Genomic DNA, 16960 nt, shown 5'->3' on the forward strand with positions numbered 1-16960 from the left:
TGAAAACCGTATAACGGCTCTCATCCGCAAACAGGATTATATCTTCTTCCTGCTGAATACAACAAGATTCAGGAAAGGAGAAGATGCAACATGTTCAGTGCTGTGACTGCCGACGGACGGCTCATTCAGCTGGCCGGAAGCTATTCAAAGGAAAAAGCGGCGGAGCTGAGAAAGAAACGCTGGTTCTGCCCCGTTTGCGAAAGTGAGCTTGATATCAAACTGGGACGGGAGAAACTGCCGCACTTCGCTCATAAAAAAAGCAGGCTGTGTCCGGGGGAATCCGAACCTGAAAGCGAATACCATCTGGAAGGAAAAAGGCAGCTTTTTCTCTGGCTAAAGACACAAGGGTGCCGCGTCAGCCTGGAACCGTATCTGACTTCCGCTGGACAGCGGCCTGACTTGACGGCGGAAAGCGGAGAAGAGAGGCTGGCTTTTGAATTTCAATGTGCGAACCTTTCGGCGGACTCTTTAAAGAGCCGGACGGCAGGCCTGAAAAACGCCGGGTACCGGCCAGTCTGGATCATCGGGGCAAAACGGTTAAAACGGATGGCCGCGCAATTTTTCCGGCTTTCTGCTTTTCACTGGCAGTTCTTTGAAGTCCATTCATTTTCCTCCTTACTGTTTTACTGCCCCGACGCCCGCTCCTTTTACAGGCTGCATTCCATCACTCCGTTTTACACCGGCTATTCTTATGCCGGCTTAATTACAATCCCTCTTCACAAAGCAAACCTGAAAGACATATGTCATCCGGAAGGGCGGCACAGCGTCAGACTTCCCTTGTGGGGACGTGCCGTAGCCGGCTTCCGAAACAAAAGCGGGCGGTTTTTATCTGAAGATGCCGGTCTTATCCGGCGTCTTTTTTACGAAAGACATCAGGTCGCATTTCCATTTCTCCCCTCTGAAGTGTTTATTCCCGTTTCAGCGGGCTTTGTGTTTGCAAGTCCCGTTTTTGTGTGGCAGAGCCATTTATACTTGCGGCTTGCGGAACTTTCTAAAAAAGGCGCGCCGATCCGATTATCCGGCATGGTTCATGATTTGCGGCAAAAAATCAGGCGTAAGGAGATCCGGATGCGGTATGGTTCACAAGATAGCCTTATCAGAATGGCGGTAAAACAATATGCTGATTTCTTATGCTTGCAGGATTTTTTAAGGGAAATTGAGAATGAAGTATATATGCCCTCATCTCAACGGAAGCTCCCTCAAACGGCAGAAGAGCTGCGCCGGCGGGATCTGCTCTTTTTTGGGGAATGAGAATGCTTCATTTCGTTCACCCTAACGTCAAGGTGGTGGCGAATGTGAGGGGCGTACAAGCAGTTTGTTTTCGTTTTTTCACTGTATTATTGGTATGCTCGGTCTTATATGCCGCATATGATTTGACAAAAGGCAGTGAAAAGCCGGAAGATAATCACAACACAAGTTTTTGGAGAAACAATCGTTTTTTCAATTGGCTTGAAGTAAAGAAAACGAGGGGGATCACCATGACTGAGGAAAATAAAGCAGCACAGCTGCCTGACAGAAGTGAAGTAAAGGCAGAGCATACATGGAGACTAGAGGATATTTTTCCTAGTGATGAGGCCTGGAATAAAGAATTTCAAGCAGTTAAAGAATTAATCCCGAATTTATCTTCTTTTAAAGGCACGCTTGCTCATTCGGCTGATAATTTATACGCGGCGCTTACGGCACAGGATGAAGTGACGAACCGCCTTGGGAAACTTTATGCATACGCGCATATGCGCTCAGACCAGGATACGGGAAATTCTTTCTACCAAGGGCTGAACGACAAAGCCGCAAGCCTGTATTCCCAGGCTGCCAGCGCGACTGCTTACATTGAACCGGAAATTCTGGCGATTCAGGAGGACAAGCTGCACCAGTTTATTCTGGAAAAAGAGGAGCTTAAACTTTACTCCCATGCAATTGAAGAAATTACAAAACAGCGTCCGCACGTGCTGAGCGAACAAGAAGAGGCCCTGCTTGCGGAAGCCTCAGAAGCGCTGTCGTCGCCTTCCAATACATTCAGTGTTTTAAATAACGCCGATATTACGTTTCCGTCGATTAAAGATGAAAACGGCAAGGAAACTCAAATCACACACGGCAACTTTATTAATTTCCTGGAAAGCAGCAATCGTGAAGTCCGCAAAAACGCATTTGAAGCCGTATATAAAACATACGGACAGTATAAAAACACGATGGCGACTACACTCAGCGGCACTGTGAAAAAAGATAATTTTTACGCCCGTGTGAAAAAGTATAAATCAGCACGGGAAGCGGCTTTATCCAATAACAGCATCCCTGAAGAAGTTTACGATAACCTTATTAAAACGATCAATAAACATCTTCCGTTATTACACCGTTACATTGACCTGCGGAAAAAGGTTCTCGGCCTTGATGAAGTCCATATTTATGACCTTTACACACCGCTTGTAAAAGATTCGGGAATGAAGGTCACATATGAGGAAGCGAAAGAGTATATGCTCAAAGGACTTGCTCCGCTGGGCGAGGAATACGCGTCTATTTTAAAAGAAGGACTTGAAAACCGCTGGGTCGATATATACGAAAATAAAGGAAAACGCAGCGGTGCTTATTCGTCCGGTACATACGGCACGAATCCGTACATCTTGATGAACTGGCATGACAATGTCAATAATCTGTTTACGCTCGTTCACGAGTTCGGCCATTCCGTGCACAGCTACTATACGAGAAAATATCAGCCGTATCCGTACGGTAACTACAGCATTTTTGTCGCTGAAGTCGCTTCAACGACCAATGAAGCGCTGCTCGGTGAATATATGCTGAACAGCTTAAAGGATGAAAAACAGCGTCTGTACCTGCTCAACCATATGCTTGAAGGATTCAGAGGCACAGTGTTCAGACAGACGATGTTCGCTGAATTTGAGCATCTGATTCATACGAAAGCGCAGGAAGGCGAGCCGCTAACGCCTGAACTGCTGAACGAACTTTATTATGATCTGAATAAAAAGTATTTCGGTGACAACATGGTGATTGATAAAGAAATCAGTCTGGAATGGTCAAGAATTCCGCATTTTTATTACAATTATTATGTGTATCAATATGCGACAGGCTACAGTGCGGCCCAAGCGCTGAGCAGCCAGATCTTAAAAGAAGGCAAGCCTGCGGTGGAGCGCTATACCGAATTCTTAAAAGCGGGAAGCTCGGAATATCCGATCGACATACTGAAAAAAGCGGGAGTCGATATGACATCGCCTGAACCGATCGAGGCAGCCTGCAAAATGTTTGAAGAGAAACTGAACGAAATGGAAGAGCTTCTTTCGAAAGTGAACCCTTCGTAATTCAAAAAAGCCTGTGCATAAGATGCGCAGGCTTTTTCTAAAACCCTTTAAACGTTTTTCTGTGATTCAGCCGATACAGGGCAAACAATATGGACAGAAACAGCAGGGGAGATGTAATGTAAATCGGCAGCATGTGCATCATGGCCAGCAGGTTTAAAAAGAAGAAAAACACAATCATTCCGATGATCAATACGGTGCGGAGCATTGATTTCCCTCCTTGTTTTTCATTGATATATTCTATGAAAACAAGCAGTCAGTTATGTTTTGTGACAAAAATATGAACATTAATCTTATGGCTTGTCAAAACTCGACAAGATTTGATATGATAAGGATGTGAAATTGATCACAAACAAACATTACCCCTTTGTTTGACCGTGAAAAATTTCTCCCATCCCCTTTGTTGTCGTTAAGACATATGAAACCGCGCTTATCCCGGCGCGGTTTCTTTATTTGCACAAAAAAAGCCGGCTCCGTAAGGAATCAGCTTTTTTTAATGATCACAACAGGTGACATCCTCCTGGGTGCCGGCCAGAGATTTCCAAAACAGACCGTGCTTTGCTTCCACTCTGGCGACCTTTTTGGCGAATGCCAGTTTTTTCATTTCTTTTTCAACTTCTTCTAGACTCAAATCATAAACGAGTGCGATTTCTTTCGATGCGACAAACCGGAAATATTCAATGAAACATTCCAAAGGCGGCGTTTCAGAAGGCTTCGGTTCATCCCCGAGCATTTCGAATAAGATCTCTTCGTATACGTCATAAGAATAGTTGCCGGGAACCTTCAGCCCTTCATCTTCATGCAGGCTGTTAAAGAACGTCAATGTCGGGTTGACGGTGACGTCCATTTCCGCCGCGATTTTCATATCGCACTGAAGCGCTTTTACCGCGCTTTGCGAATGGAGGTCGCGCTTGAATTCTTCAACATCCAATTTCGTCTTTTCGGCAATCTCTAAAAGAACGTCTTCATCCGTAATATTCTGCTTGGAAACAAACAGGCTTTCCTGCATGCTGCGGAGAAACAGAATGCCCGCTTTTCTTCCCTGCAGTTCGGCCGCTTTTAAAGCGAGTGCGGCAAGGTAGGGCGATGAAAGAGGCTGATCCTGCTCAAGCCAAAGGCTTCCGTCACAGGGCATCCCGGAACGGTTCGCAATTTTTTCCCAAGCTTCGGCAAGGAGGTGTTTTTTCCGCTTTTGCTTATTCAGCGATGTAATGCTCGCGGAAACAATGATCCGCAGCGTAAAAAAACGTCCGTATTTGATTTTTAATTTTTTTATGGCGGGCTCCAGCGACCAGCATTCAGGACATAAAGGGTCGACAAACATGTAAATTTCGAGCGGTTTTTTTGGATGTCCGTGGCAATGGGCGAAGTATTGCTCATGCTGATAATTCGTCAATATGATCGATCCTCCGCTTCTGACTGGTTTACCATATGCCTGGCCGTCAGTTCCAGACGCCCGTACAGAAATTCACGAATATCGCCCTCCAGCCCGACCTGATCCATCGCTTTGCTCATACAGCTTAGCCACGCATCAGCCCTCTCGTCCGTAATCGGAAAGGGGAGATGCCTTGCCCTGAGCATGGGATGTCCGTGCTCTTCAGTATAAAGAGGAGGTCCGCCCAAATACTGGGTTAAAAATTGCTTTTGTTTTCTGGCCGTTTCAGTCAAATCACTTGGAAATATCGGCTTCAGCAAGGGATGAGACGAGACACGCTCATAAAAAGTATCAACAAGTTGCGATAGAAGTTCCTCTCCAATCGCTTCATATGGTGCGTTAAACGATTGTCCCATGTTGACTACTCCTTTATATGGCTAATAGGAATCATAATTCCCATTGCGAATTTATCTTTCAGTTTTACTATCTTCAGTTACTGTATATTTTAGCAATAACATTTTATTTCTACAAACAAAGTGCCTTTCTGTCAGGCGCTTGTATTTCATATCATATCACATCGCCTTCATTCATGTGTAAGATTTCACTCCGCAAAAAAACCAGAGGGCGAAGGAAGCCTCTCTGGTTTACGCGTAATACTGTTTGGTTATGTTTTTGACATATTGCTGTGTTTCCTTAAACGGCGGAATGCCTCCGTACCGATCTACGTTGCCGGGGCCTGCGTTGTAGGCGGCTAACGCCAGAGATACATTTCCGTCGTATTTCGTGAGCATCTGCTTTAGGTACTTTGTGCCGCCCTCAGCGTTCTGGACGGGATCAAGCGGGTTTGACACCCCGAGTAATTCTGCCGTGGAAGGCATGAGCTGCATCAGTCCCATTGCCCCCGCACCGCTGACCGCTTTCGGATTAAAGCCTGATTCCTGTTTAATAACCGCGCGGATCAGCTTTTCGTCCACTCCGTATTTTTCGGCCGCTTTCTGAATGGCGCTGTCTATTGAAAAGTTTCCGGTGCTGATATCAGAAGCCGCATCCGGAGACTTTATGCCCGGGGAAGCGGTCTGTGAAGCAGCCGCGGAGCCGGATGAAACGGGAATTCTCGGTGAATATGAAGCGTGAGCGGTCCGCACACCGTTTAAAATTCCCGATTCCGGCTGCTGCCGGACGGCTGTGTCCGTATACTGGCTGAGCAGCGCGCTGAAATTTGCAAGCGGGCTTTCTGATGATTGTCCGCCTGAAGCCGTGCTTGTATGAGAGATTGATTGCAGCGCCATTGATTGCAGCTGGAGAAGGGCCGCCCAATTCGTGATATTCACTGTGTCATTCCACCTTTTTTTGTTTCTGTTCATAAAAACGCTGGATTTTATTTTTCGTGATCCGCTCTGGGATGCCGAATTGCTTGAGCAATTGTTCAAACGCCCGTTTTCCTTCATCCCAGTCAGCAGCTTCGAATTCCAATTCAAAGTCTTCTTTCTCTAAATATCGGCTGTGATCTAAAATGATTAAGCCTTTTTCTGATTCTTTTTCCGCGCGTGCGGTCGACAGCGTCCCGAAATAGCAAATGTGTTCTGAGTTGATTCCGAGACCTTCCAGCTGACGTTTGACGGGGCCATCCGGAATCTTGAAGACGTCAAGATCAGGTGCCGCAAGCTCTTGGTGGGTTTCCAGCAGACCGACCGCGGCAGGCTCTTTTAACGTCAGAACGAACGCGCCGTCTTTTTCTCGGATGCGGAGTGCTGATTTTTTTTGTTTCAGGGAAAAATCTTTCGTGTCGAAATAATGATTGACCTGCTGTTTAAAATCATGTTCTTTCATGCAGAGTGCTTCACTCAGCTTCAGAAATTCTGATTTTGTCAGCAGGTTTTTGAATTCAATTTCTATTTCTTGGGTCATGACAGTCTTCCTTTCAGGACGAAAAATTGTATAATTCCCATTATCTCTTTAGAGGTTACGTTTATCAATATCGACCTTGATATGATAAAATAAATGCTGTACTTTGTTAAAAAAGGAGAACATTATGCAAAAGAGAATTGAAATCCAAAATGCATCATTAACAGAAGACGCGCTCCGCTTGAAGTGCGGAGAGGACTTAAGCGGAGCGGAACGCAAAGCCTCAGGTCAAATGCTTGTTGATTCCGATCACTTTGCTTTTGTATACATACTTGAATCAGCTGACTCTTTTGAATATGTCATTATAAAAGAACATATCTGGCCGGATCTGAAAGAAGCCTTAGACCAAAGAAAACCGGCGGTCCTTGAGGCCGGCGGAAAAACGGTTGAACTTTCAGGGCTGCATGAAGAACTCGATTATCTTCTTGAAAATATTAAAGATAATGCAAACTACGGAGATATGGAAGAAAAAGTGAAAAGCGTATTTCTTTAGAACAGGTTCGGAATTGGGGGATGTACGATGGATGACAAACAATGGGAGCAATTTTTAGCGCCATACCGCCAGGCTGTTGAAGAATTAAAGGTGAAGCTGAAAGGCGTCAGAACCCTTTATGAGTATGAAGATGACCACTCACCGATTGAGTTTGTGACAGGCCGCGTGAAGCCGGTGGCGAGCATACTTGAAAAAGCGAGACGAAAAAGCATACCGCTTCATCAGATTGAAACGATGCAGGATATCGCGGGGCTGCGTATTATGTGCCAATTCGTCGATGATATCCAGATCGTCAAAAATATGCTGTTTGCCAGAAAAGATTTTACCGTTGTCGATAAGCGGGATTACATAGCAGAGCATAAGGAAAGCGGATATCGGTCTTACCACCTTGTCGTTTTATATCCTTTACAAACAACGTCCGGAGAAAAGCACGTTCTTGTGGAAATACAGATTCGGACGCTTGCCATGAACTTTTGGGCAACCATTGAGCATTCACTGAATTACAAATACAGCGGGAACATTCCCGAAAAAGTAAAGCTGAGGCTGCAGCGGGCCTCAGAAGCCGCATCCCGGCTCGATGAAGAAATGTCAGAAATCCGCGGAGAAATCCAGGAAGCCCAAGCCGCGTTCTCGCGAAAGAAAAAAGCGGGAGACCACCAGTAGGAAAGGAGGGGAATGGCATGAAATTTGCCGTTTCTTCAAAAGGAGACGAGGTTTCAGATACACTGAAAAGCAAAATACAGGCGTATTTACTCGATTTTGATATGACCTTGGATGAAAAAGAGCCGGAAATCGTTATTTCCGTCGGCGGTGACGGAACGCTTCTTTACGCATTTCACAGGTACAGCGACCGTCTCGATAAAACGGCGTTTGTCGGAGTTCACACGGGGCATTTGGGTTTTTATGCCGATTGGGTTCCGCAGGAGATAGAAAAGCTCGTTCTGGCCATTGCCAAAACGCCGTATCATACCGTGGAGTATCCCCTTCTTGAGGTGATTGTCACTTATCATGATGAAGAGCGTGAGGAGCGGTATCTGGCTTTGAACGAATGTACGATCAAAAGTATAGAAGGCAGTCTCGTCGCTGACGTGGAAATTAAAGGCCAGCTGTTTGAAACGTTCAGGGGGGACGGTTTATGTCTGTCCACGCCTTCCGGAAGCACGGCTTATAATAAGGCGTTAGGCGGCGCGATCATCCACCCTTCCATCAGAGCGATTCAGCTTGCAGAAATGGCATCCATCAACAACAGAGTGTTCAGGACTGTCGGCTCGCCGCTTTTGCTTCCCGATCATCATAACTGTGTCATCAAACCGAGAAACGACGTCGACTTTCAAGTCACAATTGATCATTTAACCTTGCTGCATAAGGATGTCAAGTCCATTCTATGCCGTGTGGCAAATGAAAAAGTCAGATTTGCAAGATTCCGTCCTTTTCCGTTTTGGAAAAGGGTGCAGGATTCCTTTATCGGAAAAGGCGAATAGAAAGAGGAAACGGATTGGACAACTTTTTTATCCAAAAGAACATGACTGCCCGGGAAGCCGGCATGACGGTAAAAGAATATACGGCGCAGCTCGGCATTTCAAAGCGGCTTCTCGCTGACATTAAATTCGGCGGGGGAGACCTGCTTGTGAACGGAGAGCATGTAACCGTCCGCGCCGTGTTAGCGGAAGGAGACGTGCTTAAGATTGAATTTCCGAAGGAGCATGTGAGTGAAACGCTTTTGCCTGAGCCGGTTCCTCTTGATATTCTTTATGAAGATGACCATGTGCTTGTGGTCAATAAACAGCCGTATGTCTCCTCAATTCCATCAAGAGAACACCCGTCGGAGAGCATCGCTAACGGAGTGATCAGCCACTACCGAAAAAGCGGTGTGCAATCAACGGTTCATCTTGTCACCCGCCTTGACAGGGATACATCGGGGGCGATGCTCATCGCCAAACATCGGCTTTCCCATTCTCTTTTGTCGGCAGCGCAGAAAAAGGGGCTTGTCAGCAGGCGGTATCTCGCTGTCGTACACGGGATCATGCGGCAGAAGGAAGGAACGGTGGACGCGCCCATCGGAAGAAAACACGACAGTATTATTGAGCGGATGGTAACGCCGGAGGGACAACGAGCGGTGACGCATTTTCAAACGGAAAAAGCGGGACATGCGTTTACGCTTGCAGCCCTGCGGTTGGAAACGGGGCGGACGCATCAAATCCGAGTGCACATGAGCTACCTCGGCCATCCGTTAGTCGGTGATACACTGTACGGCGGAAAAAATGAGGGAATTGCGCGGCAGGCTCTTCACAGTGAGCGGCTTTCATTCGTACACCCCATGACCGGAAAAACGCTCGTTTTTCACGCTCCGGTGCCTGACGATATGAAAACATTAATTGAACACATGTAAAGCCCGAACCGTTTGCCGGTTTCGGGCTTTTTTTCATGTCTGCCTTCCGTGATCCTCGCGAAATCGTGAAGCATCATAGGGCATTGAGCTTTCCACAGAGACGGTTTCATGCTCCGGAAAGCGAAAGCCTGTCAGTTGATTACCGAAGACGCATCCTGTATCAATGTTGATTGTACGGTTGACGATCCGGGGACGTTTTACCGGGGTATGGCCGTAAACAATCCATGCCTTGCCTTCATAAGCGGCGGCCCAGTCTCTTCTGACGGGTCTGCCGTCGGGATACGTTTCACCCGTGATATCGCCGTACAGAACAAATTCTTTTACCTTACGCGAGTATTTACCGATATCGTCAGCTTTTATGCCGGCGTGGGCGACAACGAGATCGCCATTATGTAAAATGTCATAAAGCGGCGCTGACTCATATAATCGGATAAATTGTCTGGAGACTTCAGTTCTGACGGCGGGAGACAGCTCTTTCAGTTCGGCTGCCGTCGTTTCCAGTCCGTGCATCACTTTTACGGGGTTTCCTTTTAAGTAACGGTACAGTTTGTTGCAATGATTTCCCGGGACATAACGGACGGCTCCTTTTTCATATGCTTTTGCCACAAAACGCATCACTTCTACGGATTTTGGGCCTCTGTCCGTTAAATCCCCCGCAAAGACAAGCGTCCTGCCTTCAGAGTGAACGGGCGTTCCGTCTTTGACTTCATATCCGAGCTTTTGCATTAACGCGATCATTTCGTCATAACATCCGTGTATATCGCTGATGATGTCATAAGCCATTCGTGTCAGCCTCCTTATTAACGGTTTTTTATTTATTATGGGGCTAATTCCTATACCTAATTACGCTGTTTTTGTACAAATTAAAAAAAGAATTAAAGAAATAAAGCCTTATCACTTTTTTTTCGCGTTCAGCCTTGTTAGAATATGCGTTATGTTTTTAAAAAAAGTAAGGTTTCGCCCGCTTTAAGCGGGCTTTTATAACCCTTGTTTTAAGGAGGTATTTACGAATGGAACACACATCAGTCGCATCTTTAGTCGTCGTTCTGATCGTCGCTTTTTTGACGCCGCTCCTTTTACATCGGTTTAAGCTCAGCATCCCCGTCGTCGTCGCGGAGATCATCATGGGGCTTATTATCGGAAAAAGCGGCCTGAATCTTGTCGTTCAGGGAGACACGTGGCTGGAGACGCTGTCTGTTCTCGGCTTTATCTTTTTAATGTTTTTAAGCGGCTTGGAAATTGATTTTTCTTCATTTGAGAAAGGGAAGAAAAAACAATTCCTTCCGAATGGCAAGGAAGCGCCCAACACGTTTTCTGCCGCACTGATTATCTTTTTCGGCATCTTTATTTTATCATTGCTGCTGTCCTATGCCTTTGTATTAGCCGGTTTTATTCAAAACGCATTTTTAATGACGCTTATTATTTCGACGATATCACTGGGTGTGGTGGTCCCGACTTTAAAGGAAGAACGGATCATGAACTCCAATATCGGCCAGATCATCCTGCTTGTCGCCGTTATCGCGGACTTGGCTACGATGATTCTGCTCGCTTTCTTCTCTTCTCTTTACGGAGAAGACAGCGGAAATATGTGGCTTCTGTTGATTCTCTTTGCCGCGGGGGTCGTGCTGTATTTCTTCGGCAGGATCTTTAAACACCGTTCATTTGTGCAGTCGATGTCCAAAGGCACCGTGCAGATCGGCACGAGAGCCATTTTCACACTGATTATCGTGCTTGTCGCTTTATCGGAATCTCTCGGGGCGGAAAATATTCTCGGCGCGTTTTTGGCAGGCGTTCTGGTATCGCTTCTGTCTCCGAATAAAGAAATGGTGGAACAGCTGGATTCCTTCGGCTACGGGTTTTTAATTCCGATCTTTTTCGTCATGGTCGGGGTGAAATTGGACATTTGGACGCTCTTCCAAGATCCGAAAACATTAACGATGATTCCGCTGCTTCTGATTGCGCTGTTTATCAGCAAAATGTTCCCGGTGTTTTACTTAAAGAAATGGTATGACAAAAGAACCGTGTTTGCTTCGGGCTTTTTGCTGACGTCCACGCTGTCGCTTGTTATCGCGGCGGCTACGATCGGAGAAAGGCTCCACATTATCAGCGCCAATATGTCCGGCGCGCTGACTTTAGTTGCAGTTATTGCCAGCATCATCACGCCGATCGGCTTTAAGAAATTATACAAACGGCAAAGTGCGCCGCAGGAAAAAAAGCGCATTACATTTATCGGCGCCAACCAAATGACACTTCCGGTTACGCTGGAATTGCCCGATGAGGAATATGAAGTACGGGTCGTCCATGTGTATCAGGAAAATGCCGGGGAAACGCTTGCGGAATCCGTTTTTTCGGTTGACACGATTTCTGATTACGAGCCCGGCACGCTTGAGTCGCACGGTATTTTCAAAACGGATATTCTTGTCGTGGCGACGGGAAATGAAGATGTGAACGCCGAAATCGCCTTAATAGCGAAAGAGAAAGGGACTGAGCGTATCATCGCAAGCGTCGGCTCGGTTGAGCATGAAACAAAACTGAAAGAAGAGGGCATCAGTATTTTTTCTATCCTTCTGTCTACAAAGACGCTCTTGCGCGCATTAATTGAGGCGCCGGGCGTGATGAGCCTCCTGACGAATGAGGAGTCTTCGTTATATCAGATCAATCTGGAAAACCCGGCGTATAACGGCATCATTCTGCGGGAATTTCCGCTGATGGGCGATGTGATTTTCGTCCGGATTTTCAGAGGTGTGGACAGCATCGTTCCGCACGGAGACACGCGGCTGAAAACAGGAGACCGTCTCATCGTCACGGGCTCGCGCAACTACGTGTCGGAACTGAGAAAAATCCTTGAAGCTTGACCAAATTGCAATTCGTGATAATATAGAAGGCATAACAAATAAATCATTAATCGTATGACCACTAGGGGTGTCCTTCATAAGGGCTGAGATAAAAGTGAGACTTTTAGACCCTCATAACTTGAACAGGTTCAGACCTGCGTAGGGAAGTGGAGCGGTATTTTTTTGGGGTTCCTTTTATCCATTTAAATTCCAAACCACTTTTCCGATGCGGGAAAGTGGTTTTTTTATTTTATCAGGGGGGAAGACATGATGACATTTTCTGAAGAATGCAGACTGGCGGCTGCCGAATGGTGGGACGGAAGTTTTGTTCATCCGTTTGTAACGGGAATCGGTGACGGAAGCCTGCCGATAGACCGTTTCAGCTATTACGTGCTGCAAGATTCCTACTATTTGACGCATTTTGCAAAAGTTCAGGCGTTCGGCGCCGCATATGCCGAAGACTTGTTTACGACGGGCAGGATGGCGGGCCACGCTCAAGGGACATATGAAGCGGAAATGGCGCTGCACCGCGAGTTTACGGAGCTTTTAGGGATTACGGAAGAAGAGCGTGCGGCATTTAAACCGGCACCGACCGCCTATTCTTATACGTCTCATATGTACAGATCGGTGATGAGCGGCAATTTTGGAGAAATATTAGCTGCGCTTCTGCCCTGTTATTGGCTTTATTATGAAGTCGGCGAACACTTAAAGGAGTGCAAACCGGAGCATCCGATTTATGAAAAATGGATCGGTACATACGGCGGAGACTGGTTCAGACAGCAAGTCGAAGAACAGATCAGCCGTTTTGACGAGATTGCTGAAAACAGCACAGAAGACATCCGTGCGAAAATGAAAGAGAATTTTGTGATTTCAAGCTATTATGAATATCAATTTTGGGGAATGGCTTATCAAAAAGAAGGCTGGTCCGAGAAGGGCGGAAAAGAGGTGGAATCTTTTGGAGCTGCACGCGGTAACTGATAATCGCAAATCCGTTGCCGAGCTGGCCGAAGATATTCTTTCGATTCAGCGCGAAGTAAGCTTTATCCATATCCGTGAGCGGGATAAAACAGCGGGAGAAATCATGCAGCTTTTGACCCTTTTGAAAAAGGGCGGTGCGGATAAGGACAAATTGATCATCAATGACAGGGCGGATATCGCGCTTTTTGCCAATATACACCGTGTTCAGCTTCCGTCCCGCAGCTTTTCCGTAAAGCAGGTGCGAAGCAGATTTCCCCATCTTCATATCGGACGTTCGGTTCATTCGCTGAAAGAAGCCATCCAAGCTGAAAAGGAAGATGCGGATTATGTGGTGTTCGGCCATGTATTTGAAACCGAATGTAAACAAGGACTTGAAGCAAGAGGCATCAGCCTGCTTTCAGAGATCAAACGCACGCTTTCCATCCCCGTCATCGCAATCGGCGGAATGACACTGCAGACGATCGGACACACAAAGCAGGCGAAACCGGACGGAATTGCCGTCATGTCAGGTATTTTCTCAGCTGAAAATCCTGAGGAGGCGGCAAAGCGGTATGCACGCGCGGTAAGGGAGGCCGATTATGAAGAAGCACTATGATACGGCGGTGATCGGCGGCGGAATTATCGGGTGCGCCATTTCTTATGAGCTGGCGAAGACGCAGCAGAACATTGTCTTGCTTGAAGCCGGAGAAGTCGGCCGAAAAACGACAAGCGCTGCCGCGGGAATGCTGGGCGCTCATGCGGAATGTGAAAACCGGGATGCGTTTTTTGATTTTGCCATGTACAGTCAAAGGCTGTATGAAGCGGCGGGGCAAGAGCTTGAGGAAGCTTGCGGCATTGACATCAGGCGCCATAACGGCGGAATGCTTAAACTGGCGTATACCGAAGAAGATATCGCCCGTCTACGGAAGATGGATGATCTGCCTTCCGTCACCTGGCTTTCAGCGGAAGATGCCCTTGAAAAAGAGCCTTACGCTTCAAAAGACATTCTCGGCGCAAGTTTTATAAAAGACGATGTCCATGTCGAACCGTATTATGTCTGCAAAGCGTATGCAAAAGGGGCGCGGCGCTATGGCGCTGACATATATGAGCATAAACAAGTCACCTCCGTAAAACGGGTGAACGGAGAATATTGCATCACAACATCCGGCGGGGATGTTTATGCTGACAAAGTCGCAGTTGCAAGCGGTGTATGGAGCGGCCGGTTTTTCAGCCAGCTCGGCTTGGGACAGCCTTTTTTTCCTGTGAAAGGAGAATGCCTTTCCGTGTGGAATGACGATATCCCGCTGACCAAAACCCTTTACCATGATCATTGTTATGTCGTCCCGAGAAAAAGCGGCCGGCTTGTCATCGGCGCCACGATGAAACAGGGCGACTGGAGCGATACGCCTGACATCGGAGGAATTGAGGCCGTCATTGCAAAAGCGAAAACCATGCTTCCCGCCATCGAACATATGAAAATAGACCGGTTTTGGGCGGGACTCAGGCCGGGAACAAAAGACGGAAAGCCGTTTATCGGGCGGCATCCTGAAGACAGCGGGATCATCTTCGCCGCCGGCCATTTTCGGAACGGCATCCTGTTGGCGCCGGCAACGGCTGAAATGGTGCGGGATATGATCCTGGAAAGACAGATTAAGCAGGAATGGGAAGAAGCGTTTCGAATTGATCGCAAGGAGGCTGTTCATATATGATCCTTCAGCTGAACGGAAAACAAATTGATTGGAATCGAAATGAGGGGACGGTTCAGGATTTGCTTGAATCGTACCAGCTTGATCAAAGAATCGTAGTTGTGGAGAGAAATAAAGAAATCATTGAAAAAAAGAATTATGAAAATACGAGTTTGTGTGACCGCGATGTCATAGAAATTGTCCATTTTGTAGGAGGCGGATGAGGATGTTAACAATAGGCGGAAAACAGTTTCAGTCAAGATTGCTGTTAGGAACGGGAAAATATCCGAGTTTTGAGATTCAGAAAGAGGCGGTGGCTGTCTCGGAATCAGATATTTTAACCTTTGCGGTAAGGCGGATGAACATCTTTGAAGAGTCTCAGCCTAACTTTCTTGAACAGCTTGATTTGTCTAAGTATACGCTTCTGCCGAATACGGCCGGCGCCGCAACGGCTGAAGAGGCGGTCCGAATCGCAAGGCTTGCCAAAGCTTCAGGGCTTTGTGACATGATAAAAGTAGAAGTCATCGGATGCAGCCGGTCACTTTTGCCTGATCCGGTTGAAACGCTGAAAGCATCAGAACAGCTGCTCAAAGAGGGGTTTATCGTGCTTCCGTATACGTCAGATGATGTCGTGCTCGCAAGACGCCTTGAGGAGCTCGGGGTGCATGCCATTATGCCGGGCGCTTCGCCGATCGGTTCCGGTCAGGGAATTTTAAATCCGCTGAATCTATCCTTTATCATTGAACAGGCGAAGGTGCCGGTCATTGTCGATGCCGGCGTCGGATCTTCAAAAGACGCCGCCTACGCGATGGAGCTCGGGGCTGACGGCGTGCTGTTAAATACCGCTGTGTCAGGCGCTGTTGATCCGGTCAAGATGGCCAGGGCGATGAAGCTTGCCGTAGAAGCGGGCCGCCTTTCTTATGAAGCGGGGAGAATTCCGGTGAAAGATTACGGAACTGCAAGCAGTCCGCGAGACGGTCTTCCGGTATGACGGTCAGATATTCCAGACAGGAGCTGTTTCAGCCGATCGGTCCCTCCGGCCAAGAGAAGCTCCGGTCGTCTCATGCCGTGATTATCGGCGCGGGTGCGCTTGGGACGGCAAGTGCGGAGATGCTTGTCAGAGCAGGGGTCGGGAAGGTAACGATCGCTGACAGAGATTATGTGGAGTGGAGTAATCTCCAGCGCCAGCAGCTCTATACCGAAGACGATGTCAGAGAGGAAATGCCGAAAGCCGCGGCGGCTGAAAAACGGCTTCGATCCATAAATAGTGATGTAGAGGTCGAGGGATTTGTCATGGATGTCACTGCGGAAAACGCACCCGGATTGATTCGTGACGCCTCCCTCATCGTGGATGCCGCCGACAACTTTGAAACGAGGCTGATTGTGAATGATGCGGCTGTACAGAAAGGGATTCCCTTTCTGTACGGCGCCTGTGTCGGCAGCTACGGGCTCTCTTTTACCGTCATTCCCGGTGTCACGCCGTGCCTTCACTGTCTGCTTGAGACATTGCCTTTAGGCGGTATGACATGCGATACGGCGGGAATCATCAGCCCGGCTGTATTGCAGACGGCCGTTTTTCAGGCAGCAGATGCGCTGAAGCTGTTAACGGGCGGATCTATCGAGCATGTTCTCCGTTCTTTTGATTTATGGAAAAATGAACGGTCAGAAATAAACGTCACCCGTCTTAAGTCGGCTGATTGCCCAAGCTGCGGCACGAACGATTATCCGTTTTTATCCTATGAAAATCAGACAAAAGCGGCGGTTCTGTGCGGGCGGAACACGGTGCAGATCAGAGCGGGGATCTCTGAACAGTTTGATCTGCAAAAACTTGCGGGACAGCTCAGACGGACAGGGCTTGATGTTTCAGCCAACCCGTATTTAATTTCGTTTTGCAAAGACAATTTCAAGATGGTCCTGTTTCGTGACGGCAGAGCATTCATACACGGCACAAGTGATATCAGCAGAGCGAAATCCTTTTATCATAAATGGATCGGATAATGCGAAAGGAGAGAAAAAC

At 47.4% G+C, this 16960-nt stretch carries 19 protein-coding genes and 1 riboswitch; of the genes, 13 read left to right on the forward strand and 6 right to left on the reverse strand.

Features of this window, described 5'->3' with window-relative positions:
* Window positions 1-90 precede the first annotated feature (90 nt).
* Together BR62_RS0113500 and pepF are read left to right on the forward strand one after the other, a co-directional pair.
* The gene (locus BR62_RS0113500; RefSeq protein ID WP_032871184.1) at window positions 91-1251 is read left to right on the forward strand and encodes a competence protein CoiA family protein; all 1161 of its coding nucleotides are present in this window, start codon (window positions 91-93) and stop codon (window positions 1249-1251) included.
* A gap of 227 nt (window positions 1252-1478) precedes the next feature.
* A complete protein-coding gene (gene pepF, locus BR62_RS0113505) occupies window positions 1479-3308 on the forward strand; it encodes an oligoendopeptidase F (protein WP_094031915.1) in 1830 nt (609 codons plus the stop codon).
* A 37-nt stretch (window positions 3309-3345) separates the two neighbouring features.
* Here pepF and BR62_RS19730 read toward each other — a convergent pair whose 3' ends face one another.
* The 5 genes from BR62_RS19730 to BR62_RS0113530 all read right to left on the reverse strand — a co-directional run bounded on the left by BR62_RS19730 (window position 3346) and on the right by BR62_RS0113530 (window position 6588).
* Entirely contained in the window at window positions 3346-3513 is a 168-nt protein-coding gene (locus BR62_RS19730) for a hypothetical protein (RefSeq protein ID WP_003155026.1), read from the reverse strand.
* Window positions 3514-3798: 285 nt separating this feature from the next.
* The gene (spxH, locus tag BR62_RS0113515) at window positions 3799-4701 is read right to left on the reverse strand and encodes a protease adaptor protein SpxH (protein ID WP_032871187.1); all 903 of its coding nucleotides are present in this window, start codon (window positions 4699-4701) and stop codon (window positions 3799-3801) included.
* A complete protein-coding gene (locus tag BR62_RS0113520) occupies window positions 4698-5096 on the reverse strand; it encodes a globin domain-containing protein (RefSeq protein WP_003155023.1) in 399 nt (132 codons plus the stop codon). Before BR62_RS0113520 ends, spxH begins: the two co-directional genes overlap by 4 nt.
* Before the next feature lie 228 nt (window positions 5097-5324).
* Entirely contained in the window at window positions 5325-6011 is a 687-nt protein-coding gene (locus tag BR62_RS0113525; RefSeq protein WP_032871189.1) for a lytic transglycosylase domain-containing protein, read from the reverse strand.
* 4 nt (window positions 6012-6015) lie between these two features.
* Entirely contained in the window at window positions 6016-6588 is a 573-nt protein-coding gene (locus BR62_RS0113530) for a CYTH domain-containing protein (RefSeq protein ID WP_014417426.1), read from the reverse strand.
* A gap of 124 nt (window positions 6589-6712) precedes the next feature.
* Between BR62_RS0113530 and BR62_RS0113535 the strand changes: the two genes are divergently transcribed.
* From BR62_RS0113535 to BR62_RS0113550, 4 genes are read left to right on the forward strand one after another with little or no spacing between them, the layout of a single operon-like run.
* Window positions 6713-7078: a UPF0738 family protein gene (locus BR62_RS0113535; protein ID WP_003155020.1), complete on the forward strand. Its 366-nt coding sequence runs from the start codon at window positions 6713-6715 to the stop codon at window positions 7076-7078.
* A gap of 27 nt (window positions 7079-7105) precedes the next feature.
* Window positions 7106-7741, forward strand: a complete 636-nt coding sequence (yjbM, locus tag BR62_RS0113540; protein ID WP_007610625.1) for a GTP diphosphokinase — start codon at window positions 7106-7108, stop codon at window positions 7739-7741.
* A 17-nt stretch (window positions 7742-7758) separates the two neighbouring features.
* Window positions 7759-8559, forward strand: a complete 801-nt coding sequence (locus BR62_RS0113545; protein ID WP_003155018.1) for an NAD kinase — start codon at window positions 7759-7761, stop codon at window positions 8557-8559.
* Between the two features lie 14 nt (window positions 8560-8573).
* Window positions 8574-9467 (forward strand): RluA family pseudouridine synthase, encoded by an 894-nt coding sequence (locus tag BR62_RS0113550; protein WP_032871192.1) that lies wholly within the window; start codon window positions 8574-8576, stop codon window positions 9465-9467.
* A 33-nt stretch (window positions 9468-9500) separates the two neighbouring features.
* Here BR62_RS0113550 and prpE read toward each other — a convergent pair whose 3' ends face one another.
* Complete coding sequence (gene prpE / locus BR62_RS0113555) at window positions 9501-10250, reverse strand: bis(5'-nucleosyl)-tetraphosphatase PrpE (protein ID WP_032871194.1); 750 nt, start codon at window positions 10248-10250, stop codon at window positions 9501-9503.
* 227 nt (window positions 10251-10477) lie between these two features.
* On the opposite strand from prpE, the gene BR62_RS0113560 reads away from it, so the two are divergent.
* The 7 genes from BR62_RS0113560 to thiF all read left to right on the forward strand — a co-directional run bounded on the left by BR62_RS0113560 (window position 10478) and on the right by thiF (window position 16941).
* Window positions 10478-12322 carry a monovalent cation:proton antiporter family protein gene (locus tag BR62_RS0113560; RefSeq protein ID WP_032871197.1) on the forward strand — a complete coding sequence of 615 codons (1845 nt, stop codon included), beginning with the start codon at window positions 10478-10480 and terminating at the stop codon, window positions 12320-12322.
* Window positions 12323-12375: 53 nt separating this feature from the next.
* Window positions 12376-12484: riboswitch (TPP riboswitch) on the forward strand.
* An 87-nt stretch (window positions 12485-12571) separates the two neighbouring features.
* Complete coding sequence (tenA, locus tag BR62_RS0113565; protein ID WP_007409099.1) at window positions 12572-13279, forward strand: thiaminase II; 708 nt, start codon at window positions 12572-12574, stop codon at window positions 13277-13279.
* Window positions 13257-13874, forward strand: coding sequence for a thiazole tautomerase TenI (gene tenI / locus BR62_RS0113570; protein ID WP_015239576.1), 618 nt, complete (start codon window positions 13257-13259; stop codon window positions 13872-13874). Before tenA ends, tenI begins: the two co-directional genes overlap by 23 nt.
* Window positions 13858-14967, forward strand: a complete 1110-nt coding sequence (gene thiO / locus BR62_RS0113575) for a glycine oxidase ThiO (protein WP_015239577.1) — start codon at window positions 13858-13860, stop codon at window positions 14965-14967. The genes tenI and thiO overlap by 17 nt, the downstream gene beginning before the upstream one ends.
* A complete protein-coding gene (gene thiS / locus BR62_RS0113580; protein ID WP_007409096.1) occupies window positions 14964-15167 on the forward strand; it encodes a sulfur carrier protein ThiS in 204 nt (67 codons plus the stop codon). The genes thiO and thiS overlap by 4 nt, the downstream gene beginning before the upstream one ends.
* Window positions 15164-15934, forward strand: a complete 771-nt coding sequence (gene thiG / locus BR62_RS0113585; protein ID WP_156097786.1) for a thiazole synthase — start codon at window positions 15164-15166, stop codon at window positions 15932-15934. The genes thiS and thiG overlap by 4 nt, the downstream gene beginning before the upstream one ends.
* A complete protein-coding gene (gene thiF, locus BR62_RS0113590) occupies window positions 15931-16941 on the forward strand; it encodes a thiazole biosynthesis adenylyltransferase ThiF (protein WP_032871202.1) in 1011 nt (336 codons plus the stop codon). Before thiG ends, thiF begins: the two co-directional genes overlap by 4 nt.
* The last annotated feature ends 19 nt before the right edge of the window (window positions 16942-16960 follow it).

The sequence above is a fragment of the Bacillus sp. UNC69MF genome (assembly GCF_000746035.1).
Classification (GTDB): domain Bacteria; phylum Bacillota; class Bacilli; order Bacillales; family Bacillaceae; genus Bacillus; species Bacillus velezensis.